This is a genomic window from Geosporobacter ferrireducens, assembly GCF_001750685.1.
Taxonomy (GTDB): Bacteria; Bacillota; Clostridia; order Peptostreptococcales; family Thermotaleaceae; genus Geosporobacter; species Geosporobacter ferrireducens.
Map to the genome: position 1 here is coordinate 4,318,391 of NZ_CP017269.1, position 16,354 is coordinate 4,334,744.

The window sequence follows — 16,354 nt, forward strand, 5'->3', positions numbered from 1 at the left end:
TGGGGCACGCCCTCTACACATGTGGTAGAGGGCTGTCCTATTTTCATGTTATAATTTTCATGTAAGGGGTGAGAAAATGAAAATAAAGTATATATTGGGAAGAGCTGGCTGTGGAAAGAGCCATTATATATTAGAAGATATAAAAAAGGCTTTGGGGGAGACTCGGGAAGCATTGATTCTTATCGTTCCGGATCAATTTACTCTTCAAGCGGAGAGAGATCTGATTGAGAAAATGAAACTGCCAGGTATTATGCATATACAGGTGCTTAGCTTTACCCGGCTGGCTCAGTTGGTTTTTAATGAGGTAGGTGGAACGACTCGAATCCATATCAATGACCAAGGAAAACAGATGATCATTCGAAAAATCATTGATGAGTCGGAAAAAGAGCTAAGAGTTTATAAAAAAGCTGCACAGCAGGAAGGCTTTATCAGTAAATTCAGCGAGCTGCTGTGTGAACTGAAGCAACAGACCATCTTACCCCAGGAGTTAATGCAGGAGGCTTTTGCCATGGGCGAAGACAGTATCCTGCGGGACAAGCTTTCAGATATTGCATACATATATGAACAATTTAACCGGTATCTGGAAGGAAAGTATCTGGATACGGAAGATTACATAAGTTTGTTGATTGAGAAATTGGAAGCAGCGAGTTTTTTAAGAAATTCCCGAATTTGGATAGATGGTTTTCATAGCTTTACGGTACAAACCTATCAAATTATTGAAAAACTAATGGGAATCGCTCAAGAAGTTACTGTAGCGCTTACCATGCCGCCGAAAGCCGATGAAAGAGATGGAGATTTATTTAAGATCTCTGAGCAGACCTATCAAAAACTTCATGATTTGGCAGTGGAGCGTGGAGTAGTAGAAGAAAAGATTTGTTTAGAATCATTAAGTAGCAATGGGAGAAAGAAGCCTGCTGAAATGGTTCATATAGAAGCGGAGCTTTATGCTTATCCCTACAGTTGCTATGAAGCTGGAAAAGTGGAACAGATTAAACTGTTTGCAGGAAATAATCTTCACACAGAGGTTGAAAATGCAACAGCGCAGATTTTAAGTCTTGTAAGGGATCAAGGCTATCGCTGGAGAGACATTGCACTGGTCTCTAATGATATGGAAAACTATGGATTATTGGTGGAAAGAGTATTTCAAGAATACGGAATCCCATACTTTTTGGATCAGAAAAAATCCATCATGAATAATTCCATTATTGAATGTATACTTTCCGCATTGGAGATTATCCGGAGAGGTTTCCGGTATGAAGATGTATTCCGCTTTTTTAAAGCGGGATTTAGCGGACTCTCTATAGAGGCATATGAGCAGTTGGAAAATTATGTATTGCGGTATGGCATTCAGGGAAGCCGATGGATGGAAGAATTTACAAAGGGAGATGAAGGCCCGTTAAAAGCCTTAAATGAGAGTAGGGTAAAATTTATTCAACCTATTAAAATTTTAGAAAAAAAGATAAAAGGTAAAAAGACAGTAGAAGGAATTACGAAAGGCCTCTATGAATACCTGGTAGACCTAGGCGTAGACAAACAATTGGAAGATTGGATCGACACACTCAGAGCCAAGGGAGCCTATGCCTATGTTTTAGAGAATGCACAGCTGTGGAATATATTGATGGATACCCTTGATCAAATGGTAGAAATCATAGGGGAACAGTCCATTACGCTGAAAGAATATATCCGCATTTTAGATGCGGGCTTTTCTTCCTTGGAGTTAGCCATTATACCTACGACCATTGATCAGGTGTTGGTGGGAAATATTCAGCGTTCCAAAAGTCACGATATTAAAGCCCTCTTTGTAGTTGGTGTAAACGATGGAATTTTGCCCACAGGCAAAGGAGAGGAGGGAATTCTTTCAGACGAGGAAAAACGCTATATTAAGGAAAAAGGATTACAACTGCGCTCCGATCATGAAGGAAAGGCCTGTGAAGAGAAATTTCTCATCTATTCTGCTTTTAGTAAGCCCGGTATCTACTTATGGATCAGCTACGCTTTAGCAGATCAGGAAGGAAAGGCTTTGCGCCCATCTATTCTCATAGATCGCATTAAGAAGCTATTTAAAGGGCTTTCGGTGGAGAGCGATATTGTCTATGATGAAGCGAAGCAGGTACAACTGATTGGAACACAAAACAGTACTTTTAAATATCTCATTGAGAATCTGCGTAAATATGTAGATGGAAAACCTATGGCCGATTTATGGTGGGATGTATACTGCTGGTATTATGAGCAGGAGGAATGGAAGTTCCGTAGAGAAGCTGTTATAGATGGTTTTTTTCACAGCAATCAGGAAAGCTATTTAGAGTCTCAACAGGCAAAGCAGCTCTATCGCTTACCGATTCGCTCCAGTGTTTCAAGACTGGAACAGTTTGTGAATTGTCCCTTTGCCCACTTTATCAAGTACGGATTGAAGCCAAAGGAAAGATTAACCTATAAGGTTCAGGCACCGGATATTGGTGAGTTATTTCATGATTCCATGAAGAAATTTACGGAGAAATTGCAGGAAGAGGATATTTCCTGGCGAGAGTTGGATCGAAAGCAATCAGATGTGGTTATTGACAGTATTATCGATGAGATGGTTCCTGCTTATGGAGAAGGAGTCTTACTCAGTACCCATCGCTATAAATATTTAGTACAACGGTTGAAGCGAATCAGCAGGAGGGCTGTATGGACCCTTACAGAGCATCTGAAGCGGGGCAGTTTCGAGCCTATCGGCCATGAAATAGGTTTTGGACAGGGGGAAGTCTATCCACCCATTGAAGTAGAGTTGCCCGATGGAGAAAAGATCTATCTGGAGGGGCGCATTGACCGGGTAGACGTCTATGAGGATGAAGCGGGAAGCTATATGAAAATTATTGATTATAAATCCGGCAGTAAAGACTTTGACCTGTCAGAAGTATATTACGGAATGCAGCTGCAATTAATGATTTATTTAGATGCCATGCTGACCCATCATAAGCATCCGGAAAATAAACCGGTAAAACCAGCAGGAATCTTTTATTTCAAGATAGACGATCCCATGATCAAAGCAGACGAAAGGATTGTTGAAGCTATCGAAAAAGAAATTCGAAAAAAATTGAAGCTAAAGGGTTTAGTTTTAAAGGATGTGCATATTATACGGCAAATGGATCGGGAGATTGAAGGTTATTCAGATATCATTCCTGTGTCATTGGGAAAAAATCAAGATTTCCATAAATGGTCTTCTGTATTATCCCATGAAGGGTTTCATGCTGTATTAAAACATGTTCGCAATTTGGTAAAGGAAATAACCAATGAAATGATAAAAGGGAATATCCGTATTGAGCCTTGTAAAAATGGAAGGCATACTGCCTGCAGCTTTTGTTCCTACCAAGGAATTTGTCAATTTGACAGTCTGCTGGAGGATAACCGATATAAACATATAAAGAAGATGAAGGATGAACAGGTTATGAATTTACTGATGCTGGAAGAGGAGGTGGGGGAAGATGGTTCAATGGACGGAGAGCCAGCAGCAGGCAATTGATGCAAGAAACAGCAATTTATTGGTAGCTGCAGCAGCGGGTTCGGGGAAAACCGCGGTTCTGGTGGAGCGAATTATACAAATGATCCTAAAGGATAAAATTGATCTAGACTCTTTATTGATTGTAACCTTTACAAATGCAGCAGCAGGGGAAATGCGTGAAAGAATTGCTGCAGCAATTTTAAAAGAGTTGGAAAAGAAAAATGAGAATGAAGTCCATCTGCGGCGGCAAATGAATCTATTGAGTCGTGCTTCCATTAGTACACTGCACGCCTTTTGCATAGAAGTGGCGCGAAAGTATTTCCATATGATCGACATAGATCCCAATTTCCGTATTGGAGACGGCACAGAGACTGGAATTATGAAACTAGAAGTCGTAGAAGAACTTTTTGAAAGTGAGTATGAGAAGAGCACAGATGAATTTTTAGGACTTGTAGAACGCTTTGGGGACACGAAACAGGATCTTCCTTTGCAGGATATTGTGCTGCGGCTCTATGATTTTATACAGAGTAAACCCGATCCCCTATTGTGGTTGAAGGAAAGAATAGAAGATTTTCGTATGGATCTGGCAGAATTTGAGAAGAGTCCATGGTATGGTGCGATTGCAGAACAGATAGATATTGAATTAAAGGGTGCACTAGACAGCTTTGAAGAGGCAAAGAGTCTGTGTGAAAGAGAATGTGGGCCAAGAGGCTATCGTGAAGCCATTGTTGAGGACATTCAATTGACAGAAGCTTTACAAAAAGATCTAAAAAAAGGCATGAAGTCTTTTTATAATCAAATCAGCATGCTCGATCATAAACGATTGGGAAAGTTGGATAAAAACGTTGATGAAGGCCTGAAAGAGGAGGTGAAAACCCTACGGGATAAAGGGAAAAAAATATTGCAGGATATACAAAAAGGCCTATTTGGAAAGAATCCTGAAGCCGCTATTGAAGACTTGCATGCACTATATCCCTATATGCGATACCTTTATCAATTGATTTGTGCTTTTGACGAAAGTTATCAAGAGAAGAAAAAAGAAAAGGGTATTGTAGATTTCAATGATTTAGAGCATTATGCATTGGCCATTTTAAAGCATGAATCGGCTGCACAAGCCTATCGGAATAAATTCGCCTATATCTTTGTGGATGAATATCAGGACAGTAATATTGTTCAAGAGACCTTGATTGGTTTCATCAAGCGAGAAAACAATCTATTTTTGGTAGGAGATGTGAAGCAAAGCATTTATCGTTTTCGTCTGGCTGACCCTTCCCTATTTATTGAAAAATATGAAACCTATACAAATGAAGTAAACGTTGGGGACAGAAGAATCGACTTAAGTCAGAACTTCCGCAGCAGAGAGGAAATTCTTGAAGGGGTGAATGGTATCTTCAGACAGATTATGTCTAAGGCCTTTGGTGAAATTGATTATGATGACAAAGCCTGTCTGTATAAAGGTGCTGATAGGGAGGACCCTGTTGGAACGCCGCTGGAATTAATTTTGATCGAAAAAAAGGAGATAGAAGAAGAGCTATCTAGCGATGAAAAAGAGGAAATAGAACTGTTAGAAGAGCAAGAGATCCTGGAAGATACAGCCCTTGAAGCAAAAATTGCTGCCCAGAAAATTAAAGAGCTGCTGCAGGGCGAGATTTATGACCCCAAAATGGATTGCTATCGGCCTGTTACCTATAGAGATATTGTAATATTGCTTCGAACGACAAAAAACTGGGCAGATACTTTTCAAGAAGTTTTTATGGCAGAGGGTATTCCCGCCTATGCCGATGTGAATGCAGGATACTTTGAAACGATAGAAGTAAATATTTTTATCCATCTTCTACAGTTGATCGACAACAAGCAGCAGGATATACCCCTACTGAGTGTTATGCGTTCACCTATTGGCGGATTCAAAACAGAGGATCTTATCAGCATTCGACTACATAACAAGTCAGAGACTTTTTATAATGCAGTTGAAACCTATTGTATGGAAGAAAATAATGAATTAGCAGACCGCTTAAAAAAATTTATCGGGCAAATTAATGGGTGGAAAGAGGAATCCCGATACATTAACATGGATACCTTTATCTGGAAGCTGCTAATGGAAACGGGTTACTATCATTATGTTGGAGCCATGCCCGGCGGAATGCAGCGGCAGGCAAATCTTCGCATATTATTTGACAGGGCAAGGCAGTTCCAAAAAACTTCCATTCGGGGATTGTTTAATTTTATACGGTTTATTGATAAATTGAAAAGCAGCAGTGGGGATATGGGGACAGCCAAGATCCTGGGAGAAAATGATAACCTGGTTCGAATTATGAGTATACATAAGAGTAAGGGACTTGAATTTCCAATCGTGATGGTAGCCGGGATGGGAAAGCAGTTTAATTTAATGGATACAAACCAGCAGATACTTTTTCATAAGGATTTGGGAATTGGCTCTAAATATGCAGATCCTGAACTGCGCCACTACAGTGATACGATCGTGAAGGTTGCTATGAAGAATAAAATCAGGCTTGAAAGTCTGTCAGAGGAGATGCGCATTCTATATGTAGCCCTCACCAGACCTAAGGACAAACTGGTTCTAATAGGTGCTGTCAAAGAACTGGAAAAGGCGGCAAAGCGATGGATGAGACCCCTAAACCCCTATCATCTAAGCAAGGGAAAAAGCTATTTGGACTGGATTGGCTCTGTATTGATTCGTCACCGGGATGGCTGCATACTGCGGGATCTAGCCCGGATTCCAGAGAATGATGCTTCTTGTCGCACAGATGAGGGTCAATGGGTGATTCATACGGTTAGACGGCAAGATACAAGACAAGAACAGACAGAGCAGAAAGAAATAAAACAAAAAATGCTTCAGTATTTGAAAAATTTTCAACGAGAGGAAGCTTCCCTGTATCGGGATATGATTTATCAGCGATTAAACTGGTTTTATGAAAACCAAGTAGCCTCTCAGATTCCTTCGAAGCTTTCTGTTACGGAAATCAAGAGACTTACGATCAGGGACAGAAATCCATTGGGCTTTTTTATTCCGCCGCTACAGAAAATGCCTGGCTTTATGGAAGGAAAAAAGCAGTTCTCTGCTGTAGAGAAAGGAACCATCATACATTTTGTAATGCAGCATTTACGGTTTCAGGACCTAGATCAAAAAGAGCGTATTCAAGAGCAAGTGGAGGATATGGTAGCAAGAGAACTGCTGACACCGGAAGAAGCGGCAGTTGTTGACATTGATAAAATCTTCGCTTTCTTTCAAAGCAGCATTGGAAAGAGAATTCTAAGCGCCAAGTATATCTTTCGGGAGACAGCCTTTAACTATATGAAACCTGCTCAGCAGTTGAATATTGGCCTGGAGAACTGTGATGAGGGATTGTTGGTGCAGGGAGTTATCGACTGCTATTTTGAAGAGGATGAAGCCTATGTATTGGTAGATTATAAAACTGATATCATCGGTATGGAAGGAAAAGAAGAAATACTTGAAAAGTACCGGGTACAAATTGAATTGTATAAAGAGGCATTGGAGAAAATTTCCGGGAAAAGTGTAAGAGAAAGCTATTTGTACCTATTTCATTTAGATGAGGCGGTGAAGCTATGAAAATATTACATACTTCTGATTGGCATTTGGGCAGGATTTTGCACGGCATTCATCTAACTGAGGATCAAGCCTATATATTGGATCAGTTTATAGCTTTAGTACAGGATACAAAACCTGATGCGATATTGATTGCAGGGGATGTATTTGACCGTTCCGTCCCACCTACAGAAGCGGTAAACCTGCTAGATGAAGTGGTGTCAAAAATACTGATGGATTTGGAGATACCGATTATTATGATTGCTGGCAACCACGATAGTCCCGATCGGTTAGGATTTGGATATCGTCTGCTGGAGAGCAGAGGACTCAATATTTCGGGAAAGCTGAGGATGGATCGAAAACCGGTAGTGCTGTACGATGCATACGGTCCTGTATATTTTCATGCGATTCCTTATGCTGAACCTGCAATGGTAAAAGAACATTTTTCAGATGAAAGAATTAGCGGTCATGATGATGCTATGGGAAGGATCATTCAGCATATTCAAAAAAATAAGATCCAAAACAGCCGTAATGTTTTGCTGGCCCATGCCTTTGTGGCTGGAGGCGTAGAAAGCGAATCAGAACGTCCGCTTTCAGTAGGCGGGTCCACTGCTGTAAGCACTGACTATTTTAAGGATTTTAATTATGTGGCATTGGGGCATCTTCATAAGCCTCAAAGGGCAGGGGCGGAACACATTCGTTACTCAGGATCTTTAATGAAATATTCCTTCTCTGAGGCGGACCATACAAAAACTGTAAATTTTATTGAAATGGATGAAACTGGGAATATAAGGCTGGAGTACACTTCTTTGAAACCGAAGAGAGATTTAAGATGTGTAGAGGGATATTTGCAGGATTTATTAGCCAGAGGAGAGATGGATGAAAACAAGGCAGACTATCTTAAAGTGACTTTACTGGATGAAGGTGCAATTTTAGATGCTATTGGAAAATTGCGAAAGGTATATCCCAACGTGCTGCATATTGAGCGGCCCCAGTTAACAGCTGCAAGTCAACTCGTTGGTGCCGATAGAGATTTTAAAAAAATGAATGAACTTCATTTGTTTTCCTCTTTTCTAAGCCAAGTGACAGAACGGGAGATTACAGAGGAGCAACAGAAAGCATTTCAACAAGTGATAGATCATTACTATAGGATGATACGGGAGGAATAGGCATGAAACCATTAAAATTGACCATGAGTGCCTTCGGTCCCTATGCCGGATTTCAAACTTTGGATTTTACAGAATTGAGAGAACGTAATATTTTCTTGATACACGGCCCTACGGGTTCGGGAAAGACAACCATTCTTGACGGTATTTGCTTTGCGTTGTATGGCGATACCAGCGGAGCGGAAAGAAGCGGGAGGAGTATGCGAAGTCATCATGCAGGCGTGGAACAGATGACTGAGGTAACCTTTGAATTTGCACTGAAGGAAGAACAATATAGAGTCCATCGGAAGCCTGAACAAGAAAGGTTGAAGAAATCAGGGACGGGAACTACGGTCCAAATGGCTGAGGCAATACTGTGGAAGATAGATCCTTCTAATACGGCAGAAGAAAGCTTGGTGGAAACCGGCTGGAAAAATGTTACCGATGCCATTGAAAAACTAATTGGCTTTAAGAGCAGCCAATTTCGCCAAGTAATCATGCTGCCCCAAGGGCAATTTCGAAAGCTTTTGATGGCTGATTCCGTGGAGCGGCAGGATATTATGGAAAAGCTTTTTCAAACAGAAATGTATAGAAAAATTGAGGAGTTATTAAAGAAGTCCGCCAAAGAATTGCGGGACAGCATCAAAGAAATGGAGAACCAGCGAAATTGGAATCTAAAGAAAGTAGAATGTGAAACTTCTGCAGCACTTTGCCAAATGATTGATTCCGATGAAGCAGAGTTGATAAAGTTGGGAGAGAGTCATAAGGAAAAAAATGATCGCGTTTTAGCGGCGCAGGAAGCCTTAGTTGCAGGAAAGGCAGGAAATGAAAAGCTGATAGAACTGGAAAACAGCCAAAAAGCGTTGAAACTGCTGCAAGATCAGAAGCTATCCATTACCAAACAGGAAGAGGTCCTCAAAGGTGCCAGACGTGCAGCTGCATTGGAAGAGCGGGAAAAGCTGACAAAGCAGCGAAGCGATGATAAGATTGCTTTAGAAAAGAAACTGGCTGTGTGTGAGAAAGAAACCGAAGAGGCTGTTCGTGCTTTAGAGCAGGCAGAAAAGCTGCTGCATAAAGAGCAAGGGCAAGGAGAAATTCGTGAAAAGGCAAAAGCCCATTTAATTCAGCTGGAAAGTTATCGCCAAAAGGTAGCATCCTTAGAAGCTGTAAAGCAACAGGTAGCTGAACAGAGGAAGCTGGTAAAACAGTTAGAGGATCAAAAAGAAAAACTTCTAATAGAACTTGTTAAGATGGAAGAAAGCCTTAACAAACAGAAACAAAACAGTGACTACATGAAGGAAGCTGCTGGAAAAGTACCTCTGTTGGAAGCGCAATATAAGGAAATAGAAAAGAAGTATTCTCAAAAAAAGCAACTGGAGGAAATAGAGAAACTGGCTGCTGTGCAACAAAAGGATTATATCCGATGTAAGGAAGAATTCAAAGGGCTGGATAAAAAATATTTGGAACATAAAAATGAATGGCTGCGGCTTCAAGAAGCATGGAACAAAGGACAAGCCTCTATCCTTGCAGCACACCTTCGAGCAAACGAAGCATGTCCCGTATGCGGTTCAACCCATCATCCCAAATTGGCTGAAAAAATGGAAGGCGTACCTTCTGAGGAACAGTTAAAGAATAGCGCATTAGATTTAGAAAAGTTGGAAGTGTTGAGGGAGAAAAGCAGGCAGAGACTTCAGCAAGCATTGATAGAAGTAGAAAAGCTGGAGAATAAACGGAATCTTCTACGCAAAGAATTGGAGGATCCTTCTCTAGGGGATGCAGCTTATCTGGAAGAAGTGCTGACAAAAAGAAAAGAAGCTTTGGAGAAGGTTCAAAAAGAGCTGGAAAATTTAGCAGAAACAGATAAACTTTTACAGACATTAGAGGAAAATGTCAAAACCAAAAAAGCCATACTGGAGGACCTGCTTCAAAACCTTAAGCTACAGAGTGAAAGTCTTCGCAGTATTGAGGGAGTTTATCAGGAGAGAGAGGCTTCCATACCGGAGGAGATACGGTCTGAGGAGGCATTAGAAAAAGAACTGAAAAAAACAAAGGGATTCTATGACCAGTTAAGATTGGCCCTTGAAGCTGCTGAAAAAAACTATCAGGATAAGGCGACAAAGTTAGCTGCAATAAAAGCCTCCAAGGAGAGCTTAGAAAAGTCTTATGAAGAAACTGTGGCAAAATACACAGAAGAAAAAAGGCAGTTTTCTGAAAAAATGAAGCAGGAAGGATTTCAGAAGTATGCAGACTATATAGAAGCCAAAAAAAGTGAGATACAGCAACAACAGATCGAAGAGGAAATAAAGCAGTATAACAGTAGGCTGGGGGCGGCAGAAGAACGCTTCGCACGGGCAGTAAAAGCCGCAGAGAGGATTACAACTGTTGATCTGGAACAGCTTCAGCAGGCATTGATTGCTGCCCAAAAAGAAAAGGATAACGCTTTAACATTAGAGAATAATTTGCGAAAGAAAATAGAAAATGACCGTAAGGCAATGGAAGAGATAAGGTCACTGGAAAGTACAATTCAAGCGAAAGAAGAATCCTATAAGGTTGTAGGATATCTCTCCCAGGTTAGTAATGGGGAAAATATCCATGGACTTACACTGCAGCGCTTTGTGTTAGGTGCATTGTTGGATGATATCACCATCGCAGCCACAGAACGATTGAAACGAATGAGCAAGGGCCGGTATCACTTACAAAGGACTCTGGACCGGTCTAGAAAAAATGCTGCAGGGGGATTAGAATTGGAAGTATTTGATACCTATACAGGTATTGAAAGACCTGTCACTACACTATCGGGGGGAGAGAGCTTTTTGGCATCACTTTCCTTGGCTTTAGGCCTGGCAGATGTGGTACAATCCTATTCAGGGGGAATTAGTTTAGATACGATCTTTGTTGACGAAGGATTTGGAACTCTAGACCCTGAATCTTTAGATTTTGCATTAAAAGCCCTTATAGATCTGCAGCAAGGAGGGCGGTTGGTGGGGATTATATCCCACGTGCCAGAGTTAAGGGAAAGAATCGATGCAAGGCTGGAAGTATCCGTTGGAGAGAAAGGGAGTTTTGCATCTTTTAAAATATCCTAAATTTTACATATGAATAAATGCTTATAATACCGGGTACAAATGTAAAATATGGCGTTTCTGCCGTACCGGTGCCCCAGTGGGCAGGCACAGGGTCTGCCATCCTATGGTAAGGGATGAGACGCTGTCGTTTCGAAGCATAATTGTAACGAACCGTCATAAACCTATATAGATAAAAAATGTAGTGATGAGGTGAACAGGAGATGGAACACAGAATTGAAGCGGCAATAGAGTTAGCGGCAAAGGCTCACTTAAACCAGGTGCGGAAGGGAACCGATATACCCTATGTTACGCATCCTTATATGCTTGGCATGATGCTGATGGAAGCAGGATGCTCCGAGGACCAGATTATTGCCGGAATTCTTCATGATACAGTGGAGGATACCTGGGTTACACTGGAATACATCCAGGAGCATTTTGGTGAAAGGGTTGCTGTGATTGTGGCAGGCTGTACTGAACCGGATAAAAAGCTATCTTGGAAAAAACGGAAACAGCACACCATTGAATATTTAAGAACAGCCCCTAGAGAGATTTGTATCGTAGCCTGCGTAGATAAGCTTCACAATGCATGGTCCATATTAAAGGAATATGAAAAAGTTGGAGATGCAGTGTGGGATCGATTTAGCCGGGGATATGAGGATCAGAAATGGTATTATGAAAGCTTAATTGAGAGTCTGGGTACTCAGTTTGACAAAGGGAATAGGGTTGAAAGCTATGAAGCTTTGAAGCAAGTTGTAGAAAGACTCTTTGAGAGATAAAGAAAGGGTTTTAGAAAAGATTGTAGAAAAGCTTATTATAAATTATTTCTAAATCGCAGTGACCAATGTTGGCAATGGGTTCGACAGAAAGGGGGAAGACCTACGAATAAGTTATTAAGCAATAAAAGTACAATTTTCTTTAGTAGTACCATTATTTCCATCTTGCTCTTGTTTAGTATTCATACTTCTTATATACACAATGAAAATGAGAAGCTGATTCAAACCTATCAAGAGCTCCAACAATCTTATGAAACCTTGGAAACTGAAAAATCTCAGATGGTTCAAGAGAAAGAGCAGCTTGAGAAGGAGCTTGAAGCGCTAAAAAATGAAAATGACAGCTATCAAAAAGAAATTGAAAGTCTTAAAACACCTATTGCCCAAAATAAGAACGATACGAAAACGGCAGCACAGAATAAAACAGCTTACCTGACTTTTGACGATGGTCCCAGTCCAAATACCATAAAAATTTTGGATGTTTTGAAAAAATATGACATTAAAGCAACTTTTTTTGTCATCGGCAGCGAGACAGAAACAAGTAAAAAGATCTACAAGCGTATTGCGGAAGAAGGTCATGCTCTTGGTAATCACACTTATAGCCACAATTATAACAAAATTTATTCTTCCGTAGAGAGCTATATGGAGGATACGTGGAAGTTGGAAGCTTTATTGGATGAGGCAGCAGGTGTAAAACCAAAAATTATCCGTTTTCCAGGAGGGTCAAAGAATCAAGCAAGTACGAGAACCGGAGGGAAAGGTTTTATGGCAGAATTGATCACACGGCTCCAAGAAGAAGGATATCAATACTTTGATTGGAATGTGACTTCAAAAGATGCCAGTGCTGTAACACAAGAGAAAGAAATTATTATTCGTTCTGTTCTGGAAGGCGTACAAGGAAAAAAGGATGCAATTATCCTTTTTCACGACAATGCACCCAAAACGACTACCGTAGAAGCACTGCCAGAGATTATTGATGCTTTAAAAGAAAAAGGTTATAAATTTGAGGTTTTATCAGAATCGTCCTATTATGTTCATCATCGGTAAATGTAAGAAAAAGCGTACAAAGCATCTTCCAGACATAAGAAACCATGGAAGATGCTTTTTTTTTCCAATTACCTGTGGTAAAATATTAGGGTTATAAGGCATAAAGTAAGCAGCAGCTGAGAAAAGCTAAAATAAAATATTTTACTAGACAGGGATGATAGAAGTGGAAATCTATTATATTGACCGTAAAAGTGGAGAAAAAAAGAAGGAAATCGTAGCAGGAGAAAAATTTTTAAGATGGATTTATGATACAAAGCCGGGAATCAGTCTGTTAGAGGCTATTGTGAAAAGAAAGGTTTTTTCATCTCTATATGGAAAACTGCAAGATTTTTCTTCAAGCAGTAAAAAAATCTCTTCCTTTGTCAAGGAATTAGAAATCGATATGAAAGAGGCAAAGCGGGAAGCAATTGATGAATACAGAAATTTTAATGATTTTTTTGCCAGGGAACTAAAACCTGAAGCACGGCCGATTTGTCAAACGGAGAACTGTTTGATTGCTCCTGCAGATGGGCGGGTATTAGCTTACGAAAGAATCGATATTCATCAGGTTATCCAAGTGAAGGGTTTCCACTATTCTCTGGAGGATGTTTTTCAAAATAAGGAATGGGCACAAAGTTATCAAGGCGGCACCTGTATTGTAGTTCGGTTATGTCCTGCAGATTATCACCGATTCCATTTTCCGGACAGTGGGATGCCAAAGGCAGCTAGAAAAATTGGGGGAGAATACTATTCCGTTAATCCCATTGGACTGCATAAGATTGAAAAGGTATATTGTATCAACAAGCGGGAGATTACTAAGTTTTTGTCGAATCATTTTGAAGAGATTGCCATTGTTGAGGTGGGAGCCACCTGCGTAGGGACAATCATACAGACCTATATACCGGAAAAAGAAGTTCATAAAGGACAAGAAAAAGGGTATTTTAAGTTTGGCGGATCTACTGTAATCCTTTTTTTAAAAAAAGATCAGGTGAAAATTGATGAAGATATTATACAGAATACAAAGGCTGGCCTTGAAACAAGGGTATTAATGGGTGAAGCGATTGGCAGAAAGTAGATTTGAAAGGTGTGATTTTATGTACGACTATCATGTGCATACATCCTTTTCTAAGGATGCAACCATGGAGCTGGAGGAAGCGGTACAGCGTGCTATAGAAATAGGACTCAAGGAAATTGTCTTTACAGATCATGCAGAATTAAACGTATGGAATCCAAATGACCTGATTATTGACGATATATTTGATGAGGAAGCCTATATAGCAGCACTTCAAGTTGCCCGGGAAAAGTACAGGGATAAGCTCCGAATAAAGATTGGTGTAGAAATGGGTCTTCAGGTGGAGGAGAAGGAGCGGATTCATCAACTGATTCAGAGCCATCCTTTCGACTTTGTCATTGGCTCTAGCCATACCATCGATAGAGTAGATTTATATTACCGGAAATTTTTTGAACACAGGACAAAAGAGGAAGCCTATGCCCGTTATTTTAGCGAGATTTTAAGGATTGTAAAGGAAGTAGATGATTTTGATGTATATGGACACTTGGATCTGGTAAGAAGATATGCCCTGGATGAATATGAGGAGATCCAGTTAATCAAAGCAGACTATGAAGTCATTGAGGAAATTTTAAAGGTGCTTATTGAAAAGGGGAAAGGAATAGAAGTCAACACATCCGGTTACCGTTACGGACTCAACATGGTGAATCCTTCGCCAGAAGTATTAAAAATGTACCATAGATTAGGCGGAGAAGTAATTACTGTCGGGTCTGACGCCCATAAAAAACAGCATTTAGGCTGCCGGATTACTGAAACCTATGAGCTGTTGAAAGCAATAGGATTTAAGTATATAACTACCTTTAATCAAAGAAAACCAAGTTTTGTAAAATTATAGAGTTGCCGGAAAAAACAGTACAGAAAAATCGGTGATGGAGCTCACCTTTAAGCATTGCAGGATATGCAATTAATGGCTCCTACTTGGCCATGCTAGTCAAAGTAGGAGTTTTTTGCTTTTTATGAGACCGTATGAATCACTGCAGGGGAGGTTGAAATGGATGGCGCTTAGCCTTGGTATAATTGTTTTGCTAGGATTGATATTTAATAAAGTTTTTGAGGAATTAAAGCTTCCGGGATTGTTGGGGATGCTGATTTTAGGCATGTTGATTGGTCCTTACGGTTTAAATTTTATTAGTGAAGAGATATTGAATATATCTTCTGAGCTTAGGAAAATAGCACTGATTGTTATATTGCTTAGGGCTGGATTAGGAATTAAAAAAGAAACTCTTAATAAAGTTGGTATACCAGCGATGAAAATGAGCTGTATTCCTGGGCTGATTGAAGGATTTACCATTTTATTTACAGCAAGTTATCTTCTAGGAATTACAAGAATTGAAGCAGGAATTTTGGGCTTTGTTATCGCAGCAGTATCTCCAGCTGTAATTGTCCCATCTATGCTTTCTTTGATTCAGCGAAGGGTGGGAGAACAAAAAGGAATCCCCACCTTAATATTGGCAGGCGCTTCTATTGATGATGTTTTTGCTATAACCTTGTTTTCTACTTTTTTAGGATTATACGGCAGTCATAATATAAGTGTCCTAAGACAAGTGCTGGATATACCCATTTCTATTGTCTTAGGCATTATACTTGGAGTTGTGGTAGGAATGAGTATTGTTGTGACTTTTCAAAATTTCCGCATACGGGATACAAAGAAAGTCCTAATACTATTAGGAACAGCTATTGTATTTACGAGTATTGAGGATAAATTGAAGGAAGTAATCCCTATTGCAAGTCTTTTGGGAATCATGACCATCGGATTCATGATCTTGGAAAAATACCCCAAAGTTGCAAACCGGCTGGCAATAAAATTTAATAAAATATGGGTGTTTGCCGAGCTCTTATTATTTGTTCTTGTTGGTGCACAGGTTAATATTTATGTGGCGCTAAACTCTGGTTTGATTGGCATTTTGATCATTGTAATTGGGCTCCTCGGCAGGAGCGCAGGTGTGTTAATCTCTCTGGCAAGGACCAATTTAAATTGGAAAGAGCGCTTCTTTTGCGTGTTTGCCTATATACCAAAAGCAACTGTTCAAGCTGCCATTGGGGCAGTACCCTTAGCTGCAGGTATACCCTCTGGAGAGATCATATTGGCAATATCGGTACTATCTATTATCATAACTGCACCGCTGGGTGCGATTGCCATTAAGATGACTGGGGAAAAATGGCTGGCGGTAGATAATGGATAAGCCTAGAACGGTGATTTTATTTTCTGGTTATATACTAAAAAATGCTGTTT

9 protein-coding genes and 1 riboswitch are annotated in these 16,354 nt (G+C 40.2%); all 9 genes read left to right on the top strand.

Features of this window, described 5'->3' with window-relative positions:
• Nucleotides 1-76: 76 nt before the first annotated feature.
• The 9 genes from addB (at nucleotide 77) to Gferi_RS20365 (ending at nucleotide 16,304) form a co-directional block, all read left to right on the top strand.
• Complete coding sequence (addB, locus tag Gferi_RS20325) at nucleotides 77-3,502, top strand: helicase-exonuclease AddAB subunit AddB (RefSeq protein ID WP_069979764.1); 3,426 nt, start codon at nucleotides 77-79, stop codon at nucleotides 3,500-3,502.
• Nucleotides 3,465-7,070: a helicase-exonuclease AddAB subunit AddA gene (addA, locus tag Gferi_RS20330; RefSeq protein ID WP_069979768.1), complete on the top strand. Its 3,606-nt coding sequence runs from the start codon at nucleotides 3,465-3,467 to the stop codon at nucleotides 7,068-7,070. Before addB ends, addA begins: the two co-directional genes overlap by 38 nt.
• Nucleotides 7,067-8,215 (top strand): exonuclease SbcCD subunit D, encoded by a 1,149-nt coding sequence (locus Gferi_RS20335; RefSeq protein WP_069979769.1) that lies wholly within the window; start codon nucleotides 7,067-7,069, stop codon nucleotides 8,213-8,215. Before addA ends, Gferi_RS20335 begins: the two co-directional genes overlap by 4 nt.
• A 2-nt stretch (nucleotides 8,216-8,217) precedes the next feature.
• Nucleotides 8,218-11,277, top strand: coding sequence for an AAA family ATPase (locus tag Gferi_RS20340; RefSeq protein ID WP_069979771.1), 3,060 nt, complete (start codon nucleotides 8,218-8,220; stop codon nucleotides 11,275-11,277).
• Between the two features lie 200 nt (nucleotides 11,278-11,477).
• On the top strand, nucleotides 11,478-12,032 hold the full coding sequence (locus Gferi_RS20345) for an HD domain-containing protein (RefSeq protein WP_069979772.1): 555 nt from the start codon (nucleotides 11,478-11,480) through the stop codon (nucleotides 12,030-12,032).
• 276 nt (nucleotides 12,033-12,308) lie between these two features.
• Nucleotides 12,309-13,073, top strand: a complete 765-nt coding sequence (locus Gferi_RS20350) for a polysaccharide deacetylase family protein (RefSeq protein WP_156782444.1) — start codon at nucleotides 12,309-12,311, stop codon at nucleotides 13,071-13,073.
• A 154-nt stretch (nucleotides 13,074-13,227) separates the two neighbouring features.
• Entirely contained in the window at nucleotides 13,228-14,127 is a 900-nt protein-coding gene (locus Gferi_RS20355; RefSeq protein ID WP_069979773.1) for a phosphatidylserine decarboxylase, read from the top strand.
• Nucleotides 14,128-14,146: 19 nt separating this feature from the next.
• Nucleotides 14,147-14,956: a histidinol-phosphatase HisJ family protein gene (locus tag Gferi_RS20360; RefSeq protein WP_069979774.1), complete on the top strand. Its 810-nt coding sequence runs from the start codon at nucleotides 14,147-14,149 to the stop codon at nucleotides 14,954-14,956.
• Between the two features lie 21 nt (nucleotides 14,957-14,977).
• A riboswitch (Fluoride riboswitch) is annotated at nucleotides 14,978-15,045 on the top strand.
• Nucleotides 15,046-15,077: 32 nt separating this feature from the next.
• Nucleotides 15,078-16,304, top strand: a complete 1,227-nt coding sequence (locus tag Gferi_RS20365) for a cation:proton antiporter (protein WP_330389433.1) — start codon at nucleotides 15,078-15,080, stop codon at nucleotides 16,302-16,304.
• Nucleotides 16,305-16,354 lie beyond the last annotated feature (50 nt).

Bases quoted from the DNA above. Each gene is read 5' to 3' on its own strand.
- addB (WP_069979764.1), top strand. From the start codon at position 77: ATGAAAATAAAGTATATATTGGGAAGAGCTGGCTGTGGAAAGAGCCAT.
- addA (WP_069979768.1), top strand. From the start codon at position 3,465: ATGGTTCAATGGACGGAGAGCCAGCAGCAGGCAATTGATGCAAGAAAC.
- Gferi_RS20335 (WP_069979769.1), top strand. From the start codon at position 7,067: ATGAAAATATTACATACTTCTGATTGGCATTTGGGCAGGATTTTGCAC.
- Gferi_RS20340 (WP_069979771.1), top strand. From the start codon at position 8,218: ATGAAACCATTAAAATTGACCATGAGTGCCTTCGGTCCCTATGCCGGA.
- Gferi_RS20345 (WP_069979772.1), top strand. From the start codon at position 11,478: ATGGAACACAGAATTGAAGCGGCAATAGAGTTAGCGGCAAAGGCTCAC.
- Gferi_RS20350 (WP_156782444.1), top strand. From the start codon at position 12,309: ATGGTTCAAGAGAAAGAGCAGCTTGAGAAGGAGCTTGAAGCGCTAAAA.
- Gferi_RS20355 (WP_069979773.1), top strand. From the start codon at position 13,228: ATGATAGAAGTGGAAATCTATTATATTGACCGTAAAAGTGGAGAAAAA.
- Gferi_RS20360 (WP_069979774.1), top strand. From the start codon at position 14,147: ATGTACGACTATCATGTGCATACATCCTTTTCTAAGGATGCAACCATG.
- Gferi_RS20365 (WP_330389433.1), top strand. From the start codon at position 15,078: ATGAGACCGTATGAATCACTGCAGGGGAGGTTGAAATGGATGGCGCTT.